We start from the raw sequence: 17,734 nt of genomic DNA on the forward strand, positions 1-17,734 counted from the left end.
TGTGTAACGCCCGCAGAATCAACGATCTAAGACTGAACCTCAAAAGGAGAAATAGCCGTACCTTGGTTGTAAACCATTTTCCAGTCACTTCCCTCTTTCCGCCATATTGACGTTCGCCGAGAATAGCTTGCACCTAAGCCGTTTTGACGACTGATAGCAACCCTATAAAAGAGCTGAATAAGATCAGAGCTCAATCTCCGGTGCTCAAAGTCCTGAGATATAGCCGACCATGCGGATTCCTGCGGCAAACAATCAAGGACACTATCTAACCCGAAAAAATCGCCTGATGCGCCGATCTCCAGGAAATCCAAGGACAGTAAAGACCGCAGCTTCGCCGGTGACCTGCGCACCTCGAAGCTAAGCAAGGCTCTTTCCTTTTCTATCAGATCCGCTTCGATTTCCATAGCCGTTGCCTTAAGGTCTGAGTTCAGCTGCACAAAACAGCGCAGCTTTGTAGCGACACTTAAAACATCACATCGAAGCCGCAGCTGGCCTATACCGCATAATACAAAGTGCTGCAGCTATTGCATGAATTCAGGCCATGAAGCTCAGGACTCAGAGCTTGAAGCCTCCTGGTTTGGCCGCAGTTGAAGCTGGATACCGAGTAAGAAATTTCGCAGCACCTGATCTTTGCACTCTCGATAATTCTTATGGCTGGGCTTGCGGAAAAACGCACTTAACTCATGGTTACTTAGGTTGAAACCAGCCAGCTCAAAAGCAGCCAAAATATCTTCAGCCTTTAAATTCAACGCAATGCGCAGCTTCTGAAACACCATATTGTTGTTCAACTGCGACTCTGGCACGGGCTGTGGCCCTTCGCGCTTGCCACGCTTAAAGCTAATAAAGCCGTTCAAAAACGCCGCCAACTCTCGGTTCTTCATGGTGACAAAGGCGTCGTCGTCATCCTTTTTCAGCCAGGCCGTTACCTGCTCTTGAGCCACGCTGACCTCTGCCAAGGCGAAGATATCCACGATGGTGCTGTCTTTTAAATCAAAGGTGTAACGTATGCGGCGAAAAATATCGTTATTGGTCAAAATAGTGTCCCTAGTCTTAGGCAAACCCAGCACAATCAAGCTTTGTGCATCTACGTTTATCGTGAATATGATTAAAACTAGCAGCTTAAAAAACTAACCCGTGGTCAGCTTTCCAAGCAGCTCGTCAATTTCGTCTTTAAGCTCGCCATCTTCAATTTTATTGGCGGTGGCTTGGGCATTTTTAAGATTACTGATAGCCGCGTCGGTTTGGCCCAGCTCAACTTGCAACTTCGCCATAGAGAACGCGATAGATGACATGTGATCCTTCGAGTTAACTGCAACGGCCTTTTCAAAGGCTTTTTCGTAGACTGCCAGCGCCTCATCCAGCTCTTCCGTGAAGTCAGCCAGCGTCTCCCACTGCTCTGGATGATCCTTATCGGTATTTTCGTTCTCGGTGCAAATGGCTTCCAACTGCGCATAGAGTGCATCGAAGGCCTCTCTATCCTCTTTATCAGCAGCCTTCATGAGTTTTTCAGCGAGTTCGTAAACCGCCTTGTATATTTTGGTGTTAATCATGAACGACTACCTTTTTCTCTATTTAAAAATAGTAACAAGTAACAAAACCTGCTGAAAATTAACGCATGTAACAAAGCCACCCCACCGTTACCAGTGGCATTATACCCTTGGGGGATGGCCCTACGGGCGATCATTTTACGGTTTTTATGATGAGGCGTTGGTATGTTTTGCTTGAGTGGTCGTCTTAGCTGCTGCATTGGAAGACATTTCAGCTATCAATGGCAAAAATTCGACCTTTATTCAACGACTTGGCTTCTGCAATGCCAGGTTAAGCGATTCCAAACTATCAGGGCCAACATCCAAACGAACACAGCCATCTGATTCTGACGCCCAAGACGCGGATGAAGAAAGATGAAGATGGATAGATATTTGCGACGCAGTCACATTATTCAGCAAACCAGCGGGAACCCATACCAACCCCGTGTCTCTCAGCTGGTTGGGTACCAGACTACCGCAGACCGAACAAAAATCATTACGATAGCCGGTTGGCTTCTGAAAAGAGCTGATTTTGGACTGACCAGAAAGCCAGCGGAAGCTATTTGCTTTTACAAAAGTGGCCGTATTTGACGCAGATCCTGTCGCTTTGCGACACAATGAGCAGTGACACTGATAGAAGTTCGGCAGTTCCCCTTCAATTTCGAACTTAATCTCGCCACACAGACATTCACCGTGCATCGAATATTCCTTAATGCTTTACACCATCGATCACAAACCGCTGCTAATCGCTACACGCTGTTAACAGTAATGCTCCATGATGAACTCAGGATGGCCAGTTTGTTCGTCAATCTGCTCACTTAATGCAATAAAGCCATGTTTTTTATAAAAATTGATACTGGAAGCATTCTGCCTATAGACACTAAGTTGTAAACACACCCTTCTGCTCTTAGCATCTTCAATCAACGCTGACCCTATACCATTTCCCTGCAGGCTTGGTAGCACAAAAACTGCTGCCAACGTGTTTCCATAGAGGCAGTAAAACCCGGCTATCTGCCCATCAGCTTCAAATACGAAGGTCTCTGATGCAGGAATGTATATATCCCGCATTTCGCTAACTTTTGACCGCCAAAATTCTGAACCAACAAAGGAGTGGGCTTCAATCGATGCTGAGAGCCAGATATCCAAAATTTGTTCAATATCCGCCTCACGGTATTTACGAATCATCTAAACGTTCCTAATGATGGTCAATGGCGCCAAAGGCAGTATTGGAAAGCTGCCTAGCCCTGGATAAGATTGCATCTGAACCAGCGCTAGGCAGCTTCATAAATTTAGGCCGGAATGCTTTGTCTTCCTTAGGGGCAATCCGTTCCTTCCATGGGAGTAATTAGCTCTCATCACTTCCTGAAAGCCTTTTTGCTTCCAAGTCCCACTGCAAGATCCAGGAATTTTAACAGGTTATTCTAAAGATATTTTATGGTGCATCAAAGCTAAATCTATAACGGTTCAGCACCCTGGAAGGTGCTGAACTGCTTATTAAGCGGCATCTTGATTTAAATTCCGCTCGGCCGGGATATCGCTCAGGTATTCGACAAACTCCACTTCAAAACCGGCCGGATCGACAAAATAGACATTTTTGCGAAACGGCTCCAAAGCTCCTGGTTTCGCAATGGCATAACCCGCGTTATTCAATCTGGCCACAACGGCATCCAGGTTATCGGTCACATAGGCAAAATGGGCCAGCCCAACACTGTGACCTTTCAGATCGCGGTTTGCCCCTTCGCCATGATCGCTTAGCGCCAGGTAATGTTCGTCGTCACCAAAGTGCACCCATTTACGCGGTTTGCCATACCACTCGCCATGGCCTTCATCGCGTACCCGCCAATGCGGGAATACCGCGCGGTAAAAATCCAACATGGCATCCATATCATCAACGACCAGATTAACGTGTTCCAAGTACATAAGAGTCTCCTTGCGTTAAGTGAAATGGCAGGATAAAACCTCAACTTCACTTGAGGTAAAGTGTTTTTTGGGAAAAAATGGCAAAAAAGATTCAGGAGTGCGTGATGGCAGAGGCAATTTGGAGTGTGGGCAAGGTGGCAAAGCGCTGCGGCATTAAAGTCAGTACCTTGCACTTTTACGAACAGCAAGGCCTGATCCAAAGCTGGCGCAATGCGGGCAACCAGCGCCGTTACAAACCGGAAGTACTTAGGCGGATTTCGGTGATTAAAGCCGCGCAGAAAGTCGGCGTCAGTCTGGATGAGATCAAGCGAGCTTTCGAATCACTGCCCAATAACCGCACACCGACGGTTGAAGACTGGCAGCAGCTTTCAAAAAACTGGCAGCAGATGCTCGATGGCCGGATTGCTTATCTGCAAAAGCTGCGTAATAACCTGGCAGGCTGTATCGGCTGCGGCTGTCTAAGCATGACCAGTTGCCCGCTCTACAACCCGGACGACAAGCTGGCGGAATCAGGTAGCGGCCCAGTCCTGTTGGATCAGGCAGAACAGAAAGCGAGAGCTCAGCAAGAGCCCAGCGCTAGCTCATAGCGCTTATTAGCAGCCCTCAAGCATTAATCTACACGAATGAACCACTTGGGTTTGATGCGACCAAAGTCGCGACGGGTGTTTGTTTTCAGGGCTTTTTTGGAATCCAGCACCACGGCTTCCCGCTCACTCCTAACAAACACCACCCAATGCCAGAAAGGCCTGCCCTGCTCCATGCGCCATTTGATCGCCAACAGCGCCTTGTCAGGGAGGCGTTCCCAGGTATCGAACGGCGTCTCCGTGGGTGCAGCGGTGATTCCCAAAGCACGCAAGAGCTTACGGACGTACTCGGTGTCTGACCAAAGCGCTGTGTCTTCGGCATAGATACCCAAGGCATTGGCTGTCTCTTTCGCCTGCGCATAGGTAATGCCCGCAAGAGCAGCGCATGCTGCGATGCCACAGCCGGATATTTCTTCTTGAATGACGGGGTTCATTTGCATATTGATTAACGTTTGCTATAAATGGTGCGAGGAACAAGCGTGCAACGACCTAAATAATTGAATTAAATTGCATTTTTATTTCGCTCACTCACGATCTAACTTCAATTACCCTGAGACTCCACTTTCGCCAATTTCTTCTCTAGCTTAACAACTTTAAAAAATGAAATGATGCCAAAAACACACCCCAAGATGCCCATCGACATTCCCATAATTCCAAAAATGAATCCTATATCGCCCATGTTATCTCTCCAATTTTAAAGCTAATTCTGACCAATATTAGCGTACTATAAAGCATCACTTACCATTCATTTAATGAATGACTTTAATTTCATCACAAAAGTCGCAATTCAGCACTATGAAACGAATCGCACTACTCGAGCAACGAACGGCTGCTTTTACGCTATAATGCGTCATCTTTTCTTTTCGACGCACCTTACGACCATCTGTCAGAGCGCCTTATGCCCTTTTCAAAACTAGGATTATCCAGTCCTCTTGTTCAAGCGATTACCGAACTAGGTTACAACACGCCAACGCCCATCCAGGAACAAGCGATTCCTGCCATTCTTTCGGGTAAGGACTTAATCGCCACCGCCCAAACAGGCACGGGCAAAACCGCTGCCTTTGTTCTGCCTCTGCTAGAACGATTCAGCAACGCGGGAACGTTACGCGGCAAGCGCGTACGGGCGCTAATTCTCGTACCGACTCGTGAGTTAGCGGTTCAGGTCGAAGCCAGTGTGGCTCAATACGCCAAGCACACGCACCTAACCTCGATGGCGATGTATGGCGGTGTGGATACCGAAGCGCAAAAAGAGCGCCTAATCAAAGGAGTGGATATTCTAGTCGCCACGCCGGGCAGATTGCTTGATTTGGCGCATCAGCGTGCGCTGCATTTTGACGAACTTAAAGTCATGGTACTGGACGAAGCGGACAGAATGGTCGACATGGGGTTTGCCGACGATATCCATAAAATCATAGATCGCCTGCCTGAAGACCGTCAGAACCTACTGTTTTCGGCCACCATCACAGACGAAGTTCGCGCCCTCGCCTACGATTTTTCGGATCGTCAGATGACCGATCTGGCGGCTGAAATATCCATTTCTCCCAACGTCCGCGCCGCCGCTAATGTCAAACAATGGCTCATCACCGTCGACAAAGACACTAAGTCCGCCTTGTTGAGCCACTTGATCAACGAACAAAAGTGGGATCAAGCGCTTATTTTTACCGAGAAAAAACACAATGCAGCCAAGCTTGTTGCTCAACTGGAAAAACGCGGCATCACAGCGGATTCCATTCATGGCGATAGAAGCCAAGCGATGCGCGAAAAGATTTTGGCTCAGTTCAAAACCGGCGAATTAAAGTACTTGGTCGCCACGGGGGTTGCCGCGCGAGGTTTGGATATTGGCGAACTGAGCCGTGTGGTGAATTATGATTTACCCTTTAAGCCAGAAGAGTACATCCACCGCATTGGCCGAACCGGCCGCGCTGGAGCCTCAGGCGAAGCCATCTCTTTAGTCGACATGAGTGACTTTAAAAATCTTTGTGCCATTGAAAGACGGTTAAAAAGCATTATTGAGCGCAAAGAGATTGCAGGCTTTCCGGTTCGTAAAGCAGTACCCGAGTCAAACTTAAACTACAATAAACAAAGTAATCGTTAATACTTACCAAAGAAGCTCACCTCTGAAAAAATAAAAGGTGAGCTTATTTATTATAGACATTTCACGAGGCTGGTAAAAACGCATCTAACAGCTCGGCATTCGTGGGATATTTATCCAATAACTCAAGCAACTTCTGGGCACTTTCTACTGGTTTAAGCGTTGTCAGCGCTCTTCGCAATGTCCTAACTTTCTCAATATCCTTTGCATCAATCAAAAGCTCTTCTCTCCGGGTACTGCTTTTGGCAATATCTATCGCCGGGAAAATCCGTTGATTGGCCACTTCCCGAGATAACACCAGCTCCATATTGCCCGTGCCCTTGAACTCCTCGAAAATCACCTGATCCATACGGCTTCCGGTATCCACCAGCACCGTGGCCAGAATGGTGAGGGAACCGCCGTTTTCGATCTTTCTCGCAGCGCCAAACAGTTTTCGAGGTATTTCCATCGCTCGGGAATCCAGCCCACCCGACATAGTGCGACCATTGCCACGCTGCTCGGCATTATGAACGCGCGAGAGTCTGGTAAGAGAATCGATCACAATCATCACATTATGACCTTCGCCTGCTTGCTTACGCGCCGTCTCAAGAAGCTTATCGGCCATATTTACATGATGTGTGTAGCTTTCGTCTGAAGACGAGGCATGTACTTCTGCCGACACGCTGCGCTTAAAATCGGTCACTTCTTCAGGGCGTTCATCAATCAGCAAGGCGTATAGCTTTATATCAGGATGAGCCTCAGCCACGGCCTGACAGATGTGTTTTAACATCGTCGTTTTACCAGAGCCTGGCGGCGCAACAATCAACCCTCGTTGCCCCATCCCAATGGGCGTAATCAAATCCATCGCTCGCACAGTACGCTCTTGAGAGCCAGGCTCTAAATAAATGCGTGGGGAAGGATGAATAGCGACGCCATTTAAAAAACGTTTTTCGGGATCATTAGGGAATTGATCTTCAACCTCGTCGGCGGGCTTGGCATCTATCTGTTTTTTCGCCTTCAAACTTAGTGTTTTTCTCGCCATAATATCGATGTACCACCTTGAATAACCTTAATTTATAAAATAGCTGCATCATATGCCATCCGACCAGTGGCGTCATTGGGACACTTAGGATAGAAACCGATAAGTCTAGCTTGTGCTCCAAGATATTGGATTGAAGCTGTTCTTAGTGGTTAGTCACCACCATGACGTTTTGATCGTGATTGTAGAGCTTGAAGCTCGGCATGCTGGCCGCTTCTCGTCTGCTTTCTCGACCTTACCAAAGCTTAGGCGTCAGCGTTGTTATTCTAAAGCCTCAAAGCCGCGCTCTTCGGGAACTTTGGAGGCGTAGCCGGAAAAGTTGTCCGACAGCAGCGCCTTTTTAGCATTTATCTTGTTCTCTGCCCGATAAAAAATAGGCTCTTTGTTCTCTTTGGAAACTCATTTTTTTTATATAGTTTCATGATGTCTTTTGCTACAGCCTTATCGAGAGCTGAAAATTGACGATACAAAGTCGCGCCATATGTTAGCACCTCAACTTTTTTTGAATACTTAAATCCTTCAACCGTTCTTATATTTGGATTGGTGGGTAGCTTGCATCTTAAAATAGACTCACTTCCATGAGGTATAACATCTGCAAATACACGATTATCAGCTGGTGTGTAATGAACAAAACAATCTCTATAATCCTTTAATCGATTTACCCATCGTTCTTTTGCTTTTCGTAGCGTATCAACTGGGCCTTGGAGCTGCTTCTTTGCACAAAGCTTGTTGAATGACACTGGAGTTTGATCAGGGAACGATATGCCAACCACTCGAGCCATTAAATCAAGAGCTGAGCTAAGGGCCATGAGGTATGCTTCAAAATCCCAATAAATTTGGTGCGTTATTGGATTTGAAATACTCATACCTAAGCTGGGATATCCCTTTACTCCAGCGCTTTTTGAAATCTCGTCCCGAATAATGAAATACTTTTCATAAATGCTCTTAAGTCTAAACTCAGCATGATCAATGTGATACCTATAGAAACGAGGGTACTCTCTTGCGAACCAGTAAAACTCGAACAACTCACCTTCGTCGTCACTCTCATCAATTTCATACCGTATTTTGTCCAGAGTTTTTACCAATGCCGGAGAAAACTTTGAGAACTCAGGTAAGTTGGGTATCGAGATTTCTATGACATACTCCTTATTATGCTAACGCCCGAATTTGCGGCTGGTTTGGAGCGCCGCGGATAACCAGTCCGAAAAATGCGTTTTTTATATTTCATTGAGAAAATCTGGGACATTCGATGGCTCAATGTCAAAAATGTATTTGATAATGCCTGCTTTTAGGTTCTCCTCAATCCCACTCCTGAAATCTAATATACTTGAGATTGCAGAATCATGTTGCAAATGGCGTCTCCAATGAACCTCGTCTTCTCGACCGTGAAAAGAAAGCAACCTAGTTAAAGCCATATGCGCAAACATTCCCGACTCTTCATCAATTGTATTATGCATCACCACGTGCGAATCAGAGTGGGATTCTGTTGTGGTAAGGTCCCAAGAATGGAATAGCTGCTGAGCAATCGGCGACAGATCTCTTAACTGCTCCCTCTCCCCGTTAGTGAAATACACGTCATCTATGACCATGTGCCAGTTTTCTTGAAGCCCTTTATCTGTTTCGATAGTTTCAATGAGCTTTTCTTTTTTGAAACTAATATGAACACCAGAATTAACTTTCGGAGTGTATGAGAAGTCGCCAAGAAATTTACTCATTAAACTATTTCGCATTGCGTCATTGAAGTTGAGATTAAAGTTTTTATTGGCTTTTGAAAAAACGTCTAAATCTACCAGACTCCAGACCCCATACTTTCGCCAAGCAATTAGAACGGGAAGCCCTAACAATTGACCATAAGCCCTTAATTTAGATACGTAGTCAGGCCTGAGAGACATAACATTTTTCTCACAAGACTTAACTTCAATTAAAACAGAAGTATTACCTGCGCCACGCACGTTAAAGTTTGCTAGTAAATCCGGAACCTGAAAAGCATCCTTAGAAGTAGTTGGATACTGCTGCTGATCTAATTTATGGACTAAATCACATTGGCCGAGCCAGCCGCAGATAATCGAAAACTCGTCTTCTAATGGAAGACCTATATTAAGTCTATGTACTCTTTCAGCGATGCTTTTAGCATCAACTGACCAGCCTAGCTGCTCAAGAGATTCATGAATAAGTCTCTCTAAATCTGACGGTTTATCTTTCAAGCTGGCTCCCTATGCACAAGAAATATAACGTTTTGCTCACCGGTAAATTAGGAGCGCAGCGAGTACTTTTCCGCGTGCAGAAACTTGTTATACGAAACCTCAATACAAGACATCGAAGTCAGTTTCATACCTGTCGTCGATCTGATCTGTCACGAACTTATTCTTCCAAATAATTCTTGTGCAGATATCATCTTCATGGCGCCATATCAATCCGCGCACGACAAAGCCAATGCCGTGAATAAGGGTGCCACGGATAGCGTAGCCGGTAAGCTGACTGTCTATATCCCGATCAACCTGGTTGTTGTCAATCTCGTCATCGAGTTGATAACCTTCGAACAGCCCATGCAGCATCGTATCTTGGACAGCCGAATTAACGACTTCAAAGTCGTCACTACCACAGACGGTACAGAACTGCACCACATCTCCCCACAGTTCATATGTCATTGGTTGCGGCATGGATGAAAAGACCAAAATATTGACTAACTTACCACTGCATTTGGGATGCCGGCACCGTTGTATGGCTTGTAACGAGCGGATTGCAGCCTGATCCAACGCTGATACTTTGTTGAATTCTGACAAGAATTGGGTAACTACTTGTGGTTCATCTTTAATTACCAGGAGATTCTCGAAGCTTCGAGAGGCGTTCTTTGACCAGTTGAACGATCCATTCAGCACTATCGATTGATCAATGATGCAAAACTTGTGATGCATGAAGTTTGAGGTGCGTGGCATCGTACAAAGCCGGATATCAACACCGCAATGCCTTAGCGCGTTGGTCGTCGCACTCTGCGAGCGATTTTGATGGGTATCAGAGCAAAGAATCTTTACTTTGACCCCTTTTGAGACCAAGTTACGAAAAATCGACTCGTACTGGTCGAATGATATCCAGGCTACGGCTATCCGCACTTCCCGGCTGGCGCGATTCAGATGCAGTTGGATCTGAGATTGCAGATCATCCATGTATACCGTGACGCTCACAGTGCCCCTTTCGTATAACAGTGATTATGTAACACTGATAAACGCGCGTGCGCGTTTGTGGACGCTTTCTGGCGCACAAAAAAACCATATCTAATTGATTTATATAAAATTAGCTTGGCTACTTGGCAATATATCCAAAATTCGCGTGCCCGCTCGTTGTGCTCTGTTCGATCATACTCTATTCATAAAATTGGCTTAGGTCACGAGACTTTGCAGAAAAATTGAGCTGGAGCAGGCTTTGGGCAGCTAGCGCTGCCTTCGCGGGTGCCTTTTGGCTCGTTCCTCGCCAAGCGTTACGCCGCGCTACAAGTGTGCAATCGTTTGATTTTAATAGGGTTGCAGTGTGTGGTGAGCTGAGCACACTCGCAATAGTGGCCTGGCACTCGATTGGGCTGGATTGTTTATGTGGGGGCATCGCGCGCTGAAGCGCCCTCCCACAACACCGGATCAACACCACTAATGCTGTGGTTGGGTTTGTGGGAGGCGCCTTGGCTTTACGCTTTCAGGACGTAGCGTAGGGTTTCGACAACTTGATCGGTAGTGGTACACCAAGCTTGCGCACCGGCGTCGACCTCTTTCAGCGGGTGGACGATGTCTCCGCTGTGCAGGGTGATGTAGGGCTTGGCCAGCGCAGCGCAGTAGCCTGCGTCGAAGGCGGCGTTCCACTGCTTGTATTGGTCGCCGAAGCGTACAACGACCAGATCCGCCTGCTCGATCATTGTGCGGGTGCGGATGGCGTTGACCTTGGATGACTGGTGGTCACGCCAGAAGCCATTTTCCGGCTTGCCCAGGTGGTCGCCGGCAGCGTCAGAGGCGGCGTGGTCGGTGACTGGTGCGGTAAACACGATATCCAGGCCCGCTGCCTCGGCGCCGCGCTGGATTTCTTCGCGCCAATCGGTGTGGATCTCGCCGGATAGGTAAACGTAAAAGCTCATGGCTATTCCTCAATATACTAGTTGGTCAGTAGCGCCATTTTATGGAAAATCATTCCATATTAATACCGGCACTATAGCAGGGGCTGTTTGGCCAGCAGATAAATATCCATTATCCAGCCGTGGGTGTCGCGTAGCGCTGCCCGACGCTGGATAATCTGATCGCCGACGTCGCTTAGCCAGCCTTTGATCAGGCACTGTTTATCCATGCCCAGGTAGGCGCCCCACCAGATGTAGATGTCATCTTGCGGCAGCGCGGTAAAGGCCCCGCCGCTATCCAGCATTACGGCTACCGTGGCGGCATCGTTTGGCCAGCCGCGCTCGCGGAGGCGACGGCCGGTGGTGATTTGCACCGGCTCGGCGAGGGCGTTGAGGGGGATTTTATGTTCAGCAGTGAGCACTTGCAGGCTGGTGATGCCGGGCACCACCTCTACTTCAACCTGCTTACCCGCCGCGCTTAGGCGCTGGGTAATGCGCAGGCTGCTGTCGTAAAGCGAGGGGTCGCCCCACACCAGCATCCCTACCCGCCCGCCGTTGGGAAGATGTTCATCGATTTGCTGCGCCCAGACGTTGGCGATGGCAGCGTGCCAGTCGTCTACCGCGCCCAGGTAGTCATGACGGCCATCACGGCTGGGGAGGTCGAACTCGACGATCTTGGTGGTCACCGGCGCTTCCAGCAGCCGTTCGCATAGCAAGCGGCGTAGATCGATAAGATCCGACTTGGCCTCGCCTTTGCGGGGCAGCAGGATCAGGTCGGCGTTATTGAGGGCGCGCAGGGCGGCCAGGGTGACGTGGTCAAGATTGCCGGTGCCGATGCCTATGAGCGACAGCGTGATCATGATTCGCTCTCTTGGTCTTGGCTTGCCGTGGCAAAAGGCGAATCCGCCGACTGGGGGCGAAAGCGGCGGTCGTAGCCTACGGCATAGAGGCTGCTCTCCTGGAAGTCGTCGCTCTCCAGCACCGGCCCCACCAGAATTAGCGCCGTGCGCTGCATGGTGTTATCGATCAACGCTTCTATGCTGGCTAGCCGCCCGCGTACCACCCGCTCATCGGGCCAACTTGCCCGCCACACGATCGCCACCGGGCACTGCTCACCGTAATAAGGCGTCAGGCTCTCGACCACCTGGGCAAGGTTATGGATAGAGAGATGGATGGCCAGCGTGGCGCCGGTGCGGGCGAAATTGGCTAGCGTCTCGTCGCTGGGCATGGCGCTGGCCCGACCGGGCGTGCGGGTGAGCACTACTGACTGGGCGACACCGGGCAGCGTTAGCTCCTGACCCAAGGTTGCCGAGGCTGCCGCAAAGGCTGGCACGCCGGGGGTAATGCTGTAGGGGATATCCAGCTCGCGCAGGCGGCGCAACTGCTCGCCCATGGCCGACCACACGGATAGATCCCCCGAATGCAGCCGGGCGACATCCTGGCCTTCGGCGTGGGCGCGGCGGATCTCCTGCATGATGTCATCCAGCGATAGCGGTGCGGTGTTGATCACCCGCGCTCCTGCCGGGCAGTGCTCGAGGATTTGCTCTGGCACTAATGAACCCGCGTACAGGCACACCGGGCAGGCGGCGATTAAGTCGCGCCCGCGCAGGGTAAGCAGATCCGGTGCACCGGGGCCGGCGCCAATGAAGTATACGGTCATTATCTATTTCCTTCTGCCAGCGCGGCGGTTGCCTGTCGATCCGCTGAGATGATTCTTGGCCCCAATAACCTAGCATTGTGCCCTGCCGCTAATAGCGCCACGGCCTCGGCAACGCTGCCCGTACCCCGCGCCTGCAAGCTTTGCGCGGAATGGGTAAGCGTTGTCACCGTCGGTAGCTCAGCGTCCGCTACGGAGATAACCTCGATGCCTCGCAGCCGCCCAAACTCTTCGACTAACGGCAGCATTGAATGAGCCACCGCTAGCTTATCGATAGCCTCGTATTGCTCGGCAAGCTGATCCAGCGCCTGGGCGAGGGATTCAAGAGTGGCCTCGCGACGAAAGCCAAATCCCGCTATTCTCAACGCCAATTGCTTCACCGAACGCCCCGCCACTGAACAATCGGGTAGCTGGCCTTCCAGCCTCGCCGGGTGCCGATGGGGGCGGAATTGGAAAGCTCCAGCCGTAGCAGTTCACCGCCTACCTTGTGCTGCCAGTGCGCCAGCAGCGCTTCGGATTCCAGCGTGACGGCATTGGCGACGATGCGCACGCCTTCGGGCAGGCGCTGCCATAAGTCATCTAACAGCGCTTGGGATAACCCGCCGCCAATAAATACCGCATCCGGCAGCGGTGTATCGTTCAGCACATCCGGCGCGCTGCCCTCTTTTACTTCCAGCCAATCAACGCCCAGGTTCTCTGCATTGCTGCGCGCTCGGGCTGCCCGTTCCGCGTTTTGCTCAAAGCCTACCGCCTGATTATCCGGGTGAGCGAGCAGCCACTCAATAGCGATAGAGCCTGAACCGGTGCCGATATCCCATAGCCGCTCGCCGGGCATGGGGGCCAGCGCCGCCAGGGTTATGGCGCGAATGGTCTGTTTGGTGATCTGGCCGTCGTGGTCAAAAAAATGATCCGGCAGGCCGGGCGTCAGCGGTAAGGCCGGGCCGTTACCGGCGACTTCCAGCGCTACCGCTACCGGGTGGGCGATGGCCTGGGGCAAGCTGGCGTCGACACGACAATGGCGAATGCGCTCGTTATCGCCGCCCAGGGCTTCCAGTAGCGTTAGCTGGGAATCGCCAAAGCCGAAGCTGTTCATCAACGCCGCTAACTCGGCCACCGCCTCGCCGTCTCTTACCAGCACCAGCAAACGCCTACCGGCATGCAGGTAAGGTCGAATGCGCGTCAGCGGCTTGGCGTGCAGGCCCAGGCAGGTGCAGCGCTCCAGCGGCCAGCCCAGGCGGGAAGCCGCAAGGCTGAAGGTAGAAGGCGCTGACAGCGCCTGCCACTCGTCAGCGCTGAGATGCTGCGCCAGGGTGCTGCCCGCCCCAAACCAGAACGGGTCGTTTGAGACCAACATGACCACCCGGCGGCCGCGCTGATTGAGCAGTTCGGGAATGCCATCGGCAAAGGGAACTGGCCACTCAATCACCTCGGCGTTTAGGGGCGGCAAAAGGCGTAGGTGGCGGCGTGCGCCGAACACCACCTCGGCACTTTCCAGTGCGGCGCGGCTTGCCGCCGTTAGCGCCTGTGTGCCACCCTCCCCCCAGCCTAAAAGGGTCAGCCAGGGAGCCTGACCCACTGGAGCGTGAGAAATTTCAACCATGATCAAGATCCTAATTCTCGGGGGAACCACGGAGGCCAGCGCCCTGGCCAGTGCGGTTGCCAAGCGCGGGCTTCCCGCCATTTTCAGCTATGCGGGCCGTGTTGCCACGCCTAAACCCCAGCCGCTGCCGACCCGTATTGGCGGCTTTGGCGGCGTGAGTGGCCTTACCGCGTTTGTGGCCCAGGAGCGCATCACCCATATCGTCGATGCCACCCATCCCTTTGCCGCGCAGATGAGCGCGAACGTGTTAGCCGCCGCGGCCCAGTGCGGCGTAAAAGCCATTGCCCTTACCCGGCCTGCCTGGCGACCCGTTGACGGTGACCAGTGGCAAAGCGTGGCAAGTATCGATGAAGCCGTCAGTGCCCTGGCGGGCCCGCCCCAGCGGGTGCTGCTTGCTATTGGCCGCATGCACCTTGCGGCCTTTGCCGGCCAGCCCCAGCACCATTACGTGCTGCGTTTGGTTGACCGGCCTACAAGCCCGTTGCCACTGGCGGATGTCAGCACCGTGATTGATCGAGGCCCGTTTACCTTGGAGGGCGACTTAGCCCTGCTGGAAAACCAGCGAATCCAGCGCATTGTGTGTAAAAACTCTGGCGGCGATGGAGCCGCCTCAAAACTAACCGCTGCCCGTAGGCTCGGCCTGCCCGTGGTGATGATCGAACGGCCAGCACTGCCACCCCGCCACGAAGTTCATTGCATCGATGACGTGTTTAGCTGGCTTGGCGACCACTATTAATCATCGGCTCTTCGTCATTTTATATGGGATTATTTCTGCCAGTCTGATAATTGACCAGTGCGAGGTAACTTTAGCTCGCGCCTGTTTAGGCTGCCAAGCTGATAACTGCACCCGTGGGAGGGCGCTTCAGCGCGCGAAGGGGGCCGACGGCACCCTGGTATTATCGGATTGGAAGCATAAGCAATCGCGAGCTAAAGCTCCCTCCCACAACAAATAGTTGGCTTAGTGGTTACAATCAGAATTATGAGACTCAAAATGGTCGATTAATATTAAATCCACATTAGATGACGAATAACCTAATCATCACGACGCTTAATCAGCCGAGCGCGGTGTATAAACCAGCGGAGATCCACTGCGCTCGATCAATCGCGTCTGCTGGGAACCGACGATAACCAAAGTGCGCATATCGGCCATGTCCGGCGTTGCCTCGCCTAGGGTGGTGACGCGAACTGACTCTTCCGGCGTGGACACCGCCCGGGCGAAGATAATCAATCGATCCGGCCCGCAGGCTTCCTGCAGTACGTCCAACGTGCGCTCGAAACCCGCCGGGCGCGCCTTGGAGCGCGGATTATAGAACGCCATGGCGAAGTCGGCCTCGGCGGCCAGGCGCAGGCGCTTTTCAATCAGCGCCCAGGGCTTGAGATTGTCGGATAGATTAATGCAGCAGAAGTCGTGCCCCAGCGGCGCGCCGACGCTTGCGCTGGCGGCCAGCATGGCGGAAATACCCGGCAGCACCTGAATATCCAGCGCGCGCCACTGGGCATCGCCTGCCTCCAAGGCTTCGAACACCGCGGCGGCCATGGCAAAGACGCCGGGGTCGCCGGAAGACACCACCACGACCCGATGGCCCTCAAGCGCCAGCTGTAGCGCCTGCTCTGCCCTGCGAATCTCTTCGCGGTTATCCGAGCCGTGGCGGACTAATCCAGCACGAGGCGCGACCCGGTTGACGTAGGGCACATAGCCCACCACGTCGGTGGCATCCAATAGCGCAGCGGTTACCTCGGGGGTGACCATGGCCTCTGAACCCGGCCCCAGGCCGACGATTTTCAGCCAGCCGCTCATGGCCGCCTCCCATGGCCATGGATCAGCACAATCGAGAAGTACGGCACGCTCTCGCCCACGTCCGCCAGTGGCAATACGCGTTGTTGCGACATGGCGGCGTACTCGATCAGCCACGCTTCGCCTTCTCGGCCGGCGTGAACCAGGGCCCGACGAAGCTTGGCCAGGTTGCGGCCAATCTTCATCACCACCAGCGCATCGGTCTGGGCGATGCGCTCGGCCAACGCCTCTTCGGGGAGCGTGGCCATCAGCACGGTCAGGATGTCATCGCCCCAGGTAATCGGCTGGTCGGTGGCCGTCCACGCCGCCGACATGCCGGTAATCCCCGGCACTACCGAGACGGGCACGCGGTTCAACAGTCGAGTGTAGAGGTGCATAAAGGAGCCGTAGAAGAACGGGTCGCCTTCACACAGCACCACCACATCGCACCCGGCTTCCGCCATCTCGATGAGCTGGGCCACGCTGCGTTCGTAGAAAGCCGCCAGTAGCTCATTGTAGCGCGGGTCGTCGAAGGGAATTTCCGTGGTGACCGGGTATTCCATGGGCAGCTCGATTGCGCCGGGCGGGATCATGCCCTCCACGATGGTGCGCGCATGGCCGCAGCGACCCTTTTTACGGAAATACGCCACGTGGGTCGCCCTGCGTATCAGACGGTCGGCGCGCACGCTCATCAAGTCTTGGCTGCCTGGGCCTAGCCCAACACCGTATACCGTTCCCTGAGTCATTCGATGCGATCCGCCATGGCGTTGATAGCCGCCACCGTTACGGCGCTGCCGCCCAAACGCCCGCGGACGATACAGCTGGGCAGTGCCGGGTTAGCCAACAGCGCTTCCTTGGATTCGGCGGCGCCGACAAAACCTACCGGGCAGCCGATAATCGCCGCCGGGCGCGGGCACGCCGGGTCTTCGAGCATATTGAGCAGGTGAAACAGCGCGGTAGGCGCGTTACCAATAGCGACCACGGCGCCTTCCAGGTGCGGCCGCCAGAGTTCCAGCGCCGCCGCCGAGCGGGTGTTGGCCATTTCCTGGGCAAGGCCGGGCGTGCGCTCATCGTTGAGGGTGCAGATAATCTCGTTGTCAGCGGGCAGCCGCTTGCGGGTGATGCCTTCTGAGACCATGCGGGCATCGCAGAGAATCGGTGCGCCCTGCTCTAACGCGGCACGGGCCTTATTGACCACGTCGTTTTGAAAATGAATATGCGCGGCCAATTCCACCAGCCCGGCGGCGTGAATCATGCGCACCGCCACGGTCTCTTCTTCCTCTGAAAAGCGGCCAAGCTCGGCTTCACTGCGAATAATCGCAAACGACTCCCGGTAAATCGCCGGGCCACTGGTTTCGTACTTATAGGGCACCCAAACTCTCCAAATAAACTAATTCGCTGCTGGTCTGCATGCTGGTCAGCAAGACACCCGTGCCAGGGCAGGTTTACGCAAGGGCGCTGTGAACCCAT

Annotated in this window: 23 protein-coding genes; 3 read left to right on the forward strand and 20 right to left on the reverse strand. The window is 52.4% G+C overall.

Translation table 11 applies throughout. The annotated features are described in order from the left end of the window. Positions 1-26 precede the first annotated feature (26 nt). From SR894_RS11655 to SR894_RS11680, 6 genes are all read right to left on the reverse strand, one after another. Positions 27-404 carry a nuclear transport factor 2 family protein gene (locus SR894_RS11655; RefSeq protein WP_133733699.1) on the reverse strand — a complete coding sequence of 126 codons (378 nt, stop codon included), beginning with the start codon at positions 402-404 and terminating at the stop codon, positions 27-29. Positions 405-548: 144 nt separating this feature from the next. Further along, positions 549-1,034, reverse strand: coding sequence for a YehS family protein (locus SR894_RS11660; protein ID WP_133733698.1), 486 nt, complete (start codon positions 1,032-1,034; stop codon positions 549-551). Positions 1,035-1,127: 93 nt separating this feature from the next. Beyond that, the gene (locus SR894_RS11665) at positions 1,128-1,550 is read right to left on the reverse strand and encodes a tetratricopeptide repeat protein (protein ID WP_223288153.1); all 423 of its coding nucleotides are present in this window, start codon (positions 1,548-1,550) and stop codon (positions 1,128-1,130) included. 240 nt (positions 1,551-1,790) lie between these two features. Further along, positions 1,791-2,225: a GFA family protein gene (locus tag SR894_RS11670; RefSeq protein ID WP_133733696.1), complete on the reverse strand. Its 435-nt coding sequence runs from the start codon at positions 2,223-2,225 to the stop codon at positions 1,791-1,793. A 60-nt stretch (positions 2,226-2,285) separates the two neighbouring features. After that, on the reverse strand, positions 2,286-2,711 hold the full coding sequence (locus SR894_RS11675; protein ID WP_133733695.1) for an N-acetyltransferase: 426 nt from the start codon (positions 2,709-2,711) through the stop codon (positions 2,286-2,288). A 309-nt stretch (positions 2,712-3,020) separates the two neighbouring features. After that, entirely contained in the window at positions 3,021-3,446 is a 426-nt protein-coding gene (locus SR894_RS11680) for a VOC family protein (protein ID WP_133733694.1), read from the reverse strand. A gap of 104 nt (positions 3,447-3,550) precedes the next feature. Here SR894_RS11680 and soxR point away from each other — a divergent pair, with 104 nt between their 5' ends. Beyond that, positions 3,551-4,033 carry a redox-sensitive transcriptional activator SoxR gene (gene soxR, locus SR894_RS11685; protein WP_041158577.1) on the forward strand — a complete coding sequence of 161 codons (483 nt, stop codon included), beginning with the start codon at positions 3,551-3,553 and terminating at the stop codon, positions 4,031-4,033. Positions 4,034-4,056: 23 nt separating this feature from the next. Here soxR and SR894_RS11690 read toward each other — a convergent pair whose 3' ends face one another. Together SR894_RS11690 and SR894_RS11695 are read right to left on the reverse strand one after the other, a co-directional pair. Next, a complete protein-coding gene (locus SR894_RS11690; protein ID WP_133733707.1) occupies positions 4,057-4,464 on the reverse strand; it encodes a hypothetical protein in 408 nt (135 codons plus the stop codon). A 107-nt stretch (positions 4,465-4,571) separates the two neighbouring features. Continuing rightward, the gene (locus tag SR894_RS11695) at positions 4,572-4,709 is read right to left on the reverse strand and encodes a hypothetical protein (RefSeq protein WP_166650441.1); all 138 of its coding nucleotides are present in this window, start codon (positions 4,707-4,709) and stop codon (positions 4,572-4,574) included. Positions 4,710-4,928: 219 nt separating this feature from the next. On the opposite strand from SR894_RS11695, the gene SR894_RS11700 reads away from it, so the two are divergent. Next, complete coding sequence (locus SR894_RS11700; protein ID WP_133733693.1) at positions 4,929-6,125, forward strand: DEAD/DEAH box helicase; 1,197 nt, start codon at positions 4,929-4,931, stop codon at positions 6,123-6,125. Between the two features lie 61 nt (positions 6,126-6,186). Here SR894_RS11700 and rho read toward each other — a convergent pair whose 3' ends face one another. The 9 genes from rho to cbiE all read right to left on the reverse strand — a co-directional run bounded on the left by rho (position 6,187) and on the right by cbiE (position 14,490). Next, on the reverse strand, positions 6,187-7,143 hold the full coding sequence (gene rho / locus SR894_RS11705) for a transcription termination factor Rho (protein WP_133733692.1): 957 nt from the start codon (positions 7,141-7,143) through the stop codon (positions 6,187-6,189). Between the two features lie 344 nt (positions 7,144-7,487). After that, the gene (locus tag SR894_RS11710) at positions 7,488-8,006 is read right to left on the reverse strand and encodes a hypothetical protein (protein WP_223288154.1); all 519 of its coding nucleotides are present in this window, start codon (positions 8,004-8,006) and stop codon (positions 7,488-7,490) included. Positions 8,007-8,357: 351 nt separating this feature from the next. Beyond that, positions 8,358-9,344, reverse strand: coding sequence for a PDDEXK family nuclease (locus tag SR894_RS11715; RefSeq protein WP_133732577.1), 987 nt, complete (start codon positions 9,342-9,344; stop codon positions 8,358-8,360). Between the two features lie 99 nt (positions 9,345-9,443). Then, on the reverse strand, positions 9,444-10,322 hold the full coding sequence (locus SR894_RS11720; RefSeq protein ID WP_133732578.1) for a phospholipase D-like domain-containing protein: 879 nt from the start codon (positions 10,320-10,322) through the stop codon (positions 9,444-9,446). Between the two features lie 494 nt (positions 10,323-10,816). Continuing rightward, a complete protein-coding gene (locus SR894_RS11725) occupies positions 10,817-11,257 on the reverse strand; it encodes a YtoQ family protein (protein WP_133732579.1) in 441 nt (146 codons plus the stop codon). Between the two features lie 71 nt (positions 11,258-11,328). Then, the gene (gene cobF, locus SR894_RS11730; protein WP_133732580.1) at positions 11,329-12,093 is read right to left on the reverse strand and encodes a precorrin-6A synthase (deacetylating); all 765 of its coding nucleotides are present in this window, start codon (positions 12,091-12,093) and stop codon (positions 11,329-11,331) included. Beyond that, positions 12,090-12,893 (reverse strand): precorrin-4 C(11)-methyltransferase, encoded by an 804-nt coding sequence (gene cobM, locus SR894_RS11735; RefSeq protein WP_133732581.1) that lies wholly within the window; start codon positions 12,891-12,893, stop codon positions 12,090-12,092. The genes cobF and cobM overlap by 4 nt, the downstream gene beginning before the upstream one ends. Next, a complete protein-coding gene (locus SR894_RS11740) occupies positions 12,893-13,255 on the reverse strand; it encodes a cobalamin biosynthesis protein (protein ID WP_246638112.1) in 363 nt (120 codons plus the stop codon). The genes cobM and SR894_RS11740 overlap by 1 nt, the downstream gene beginning before the upstream one ends. 11 nt (positions 13,256-13,266) lie before the next feature. Continuing rightward, the gene (cbiE, locus tag SR894_RS11745) at positions 13,267-14,490 is read right to left on the reverse strand and encodes a precorrin-6y C5,15-methyltransferase (decarboxylating) subunit CbiE (RefSeq protein ID WP_133732583.1); all 1,224 of its coding nucleotides are present in this window, start codon (positions 14,488-14,490) and stop codon (positions 13,267-13,269) included. Here cbiE and SR894_RS11750 point away from each other — a divergent pair. Then, positions 14,489-15,226, forward strand: a complete 738-nt coding sequence (locus tag SR894_RS11750; protein ID WP_133732584.1) for a cobalt-precorrin-6A reductase — start codon at positions 14,489-14,491, stop codon at positions 15,224-15,226. The two genes, cbiE and SR894_RS11750, sit on opposite strands and share 2 nt — an antisense overlap. 312 nt (positions 15,227-15,538) lie before the next feature. Here SR894_RS11750 and cobJ read toward each other — a convergent pair whose 3' ends face one another. Genes cobJ through SR894_RS11765 form a run of 3 tightly spaced genes read right to left on the reverse strand, consistent with a single transcriptional unit; the run spans position 15,539 to position 17,636 of the window. Beyond that, positions 15,539-16,288, reverse strand: coding sequence for a precorrin-3B C(17)-methyltransferase (gene cobJ / locus SR894_RS11755; RefSeq protein WP_133732585.1), 750 nt, complete (start codon positions 16,286-16,288; stop codon positions 15,539-15,541). Next, a complete protein-coding gene (gene cobI, locus SR894_RS11760; RefSeq protein ID WP_133732586.1) occupies positions 16,285-17,010 on the reverse strand; it encodes a precorrin-2 C(20)-methyltransferase in 726 nt (241 codons plus the stop codon). The genes cobJ and cobI overlap by 4 nt, the downstream gene beginning before the upstream one ends. Further along, entirely contained in the window at positions 17,007-17,636 is a 630-nt protein-coding gene (locus SR894_RS11765) for a precorrin-8X methylmutase (RefSeq protein WP_133732587.1), read from the reverse strand. Before SR894_RS11765 ends, cobI begins: the two co-directional genes overlap by 4 nt. Positions 17,637-17,734: the final 98 nt, after the last annotated feature.

The organism is Vreelandella neptunia (genome assembly GCF_034479615.1).
In the GTDB taxonomy this organism is placed as follows: Bacteria; Pseudomonadota; Gammaproteobacteria; order Pseudomonadales; family Halomonadaceae; genus Vreelandella; species Vreelandella neptunia.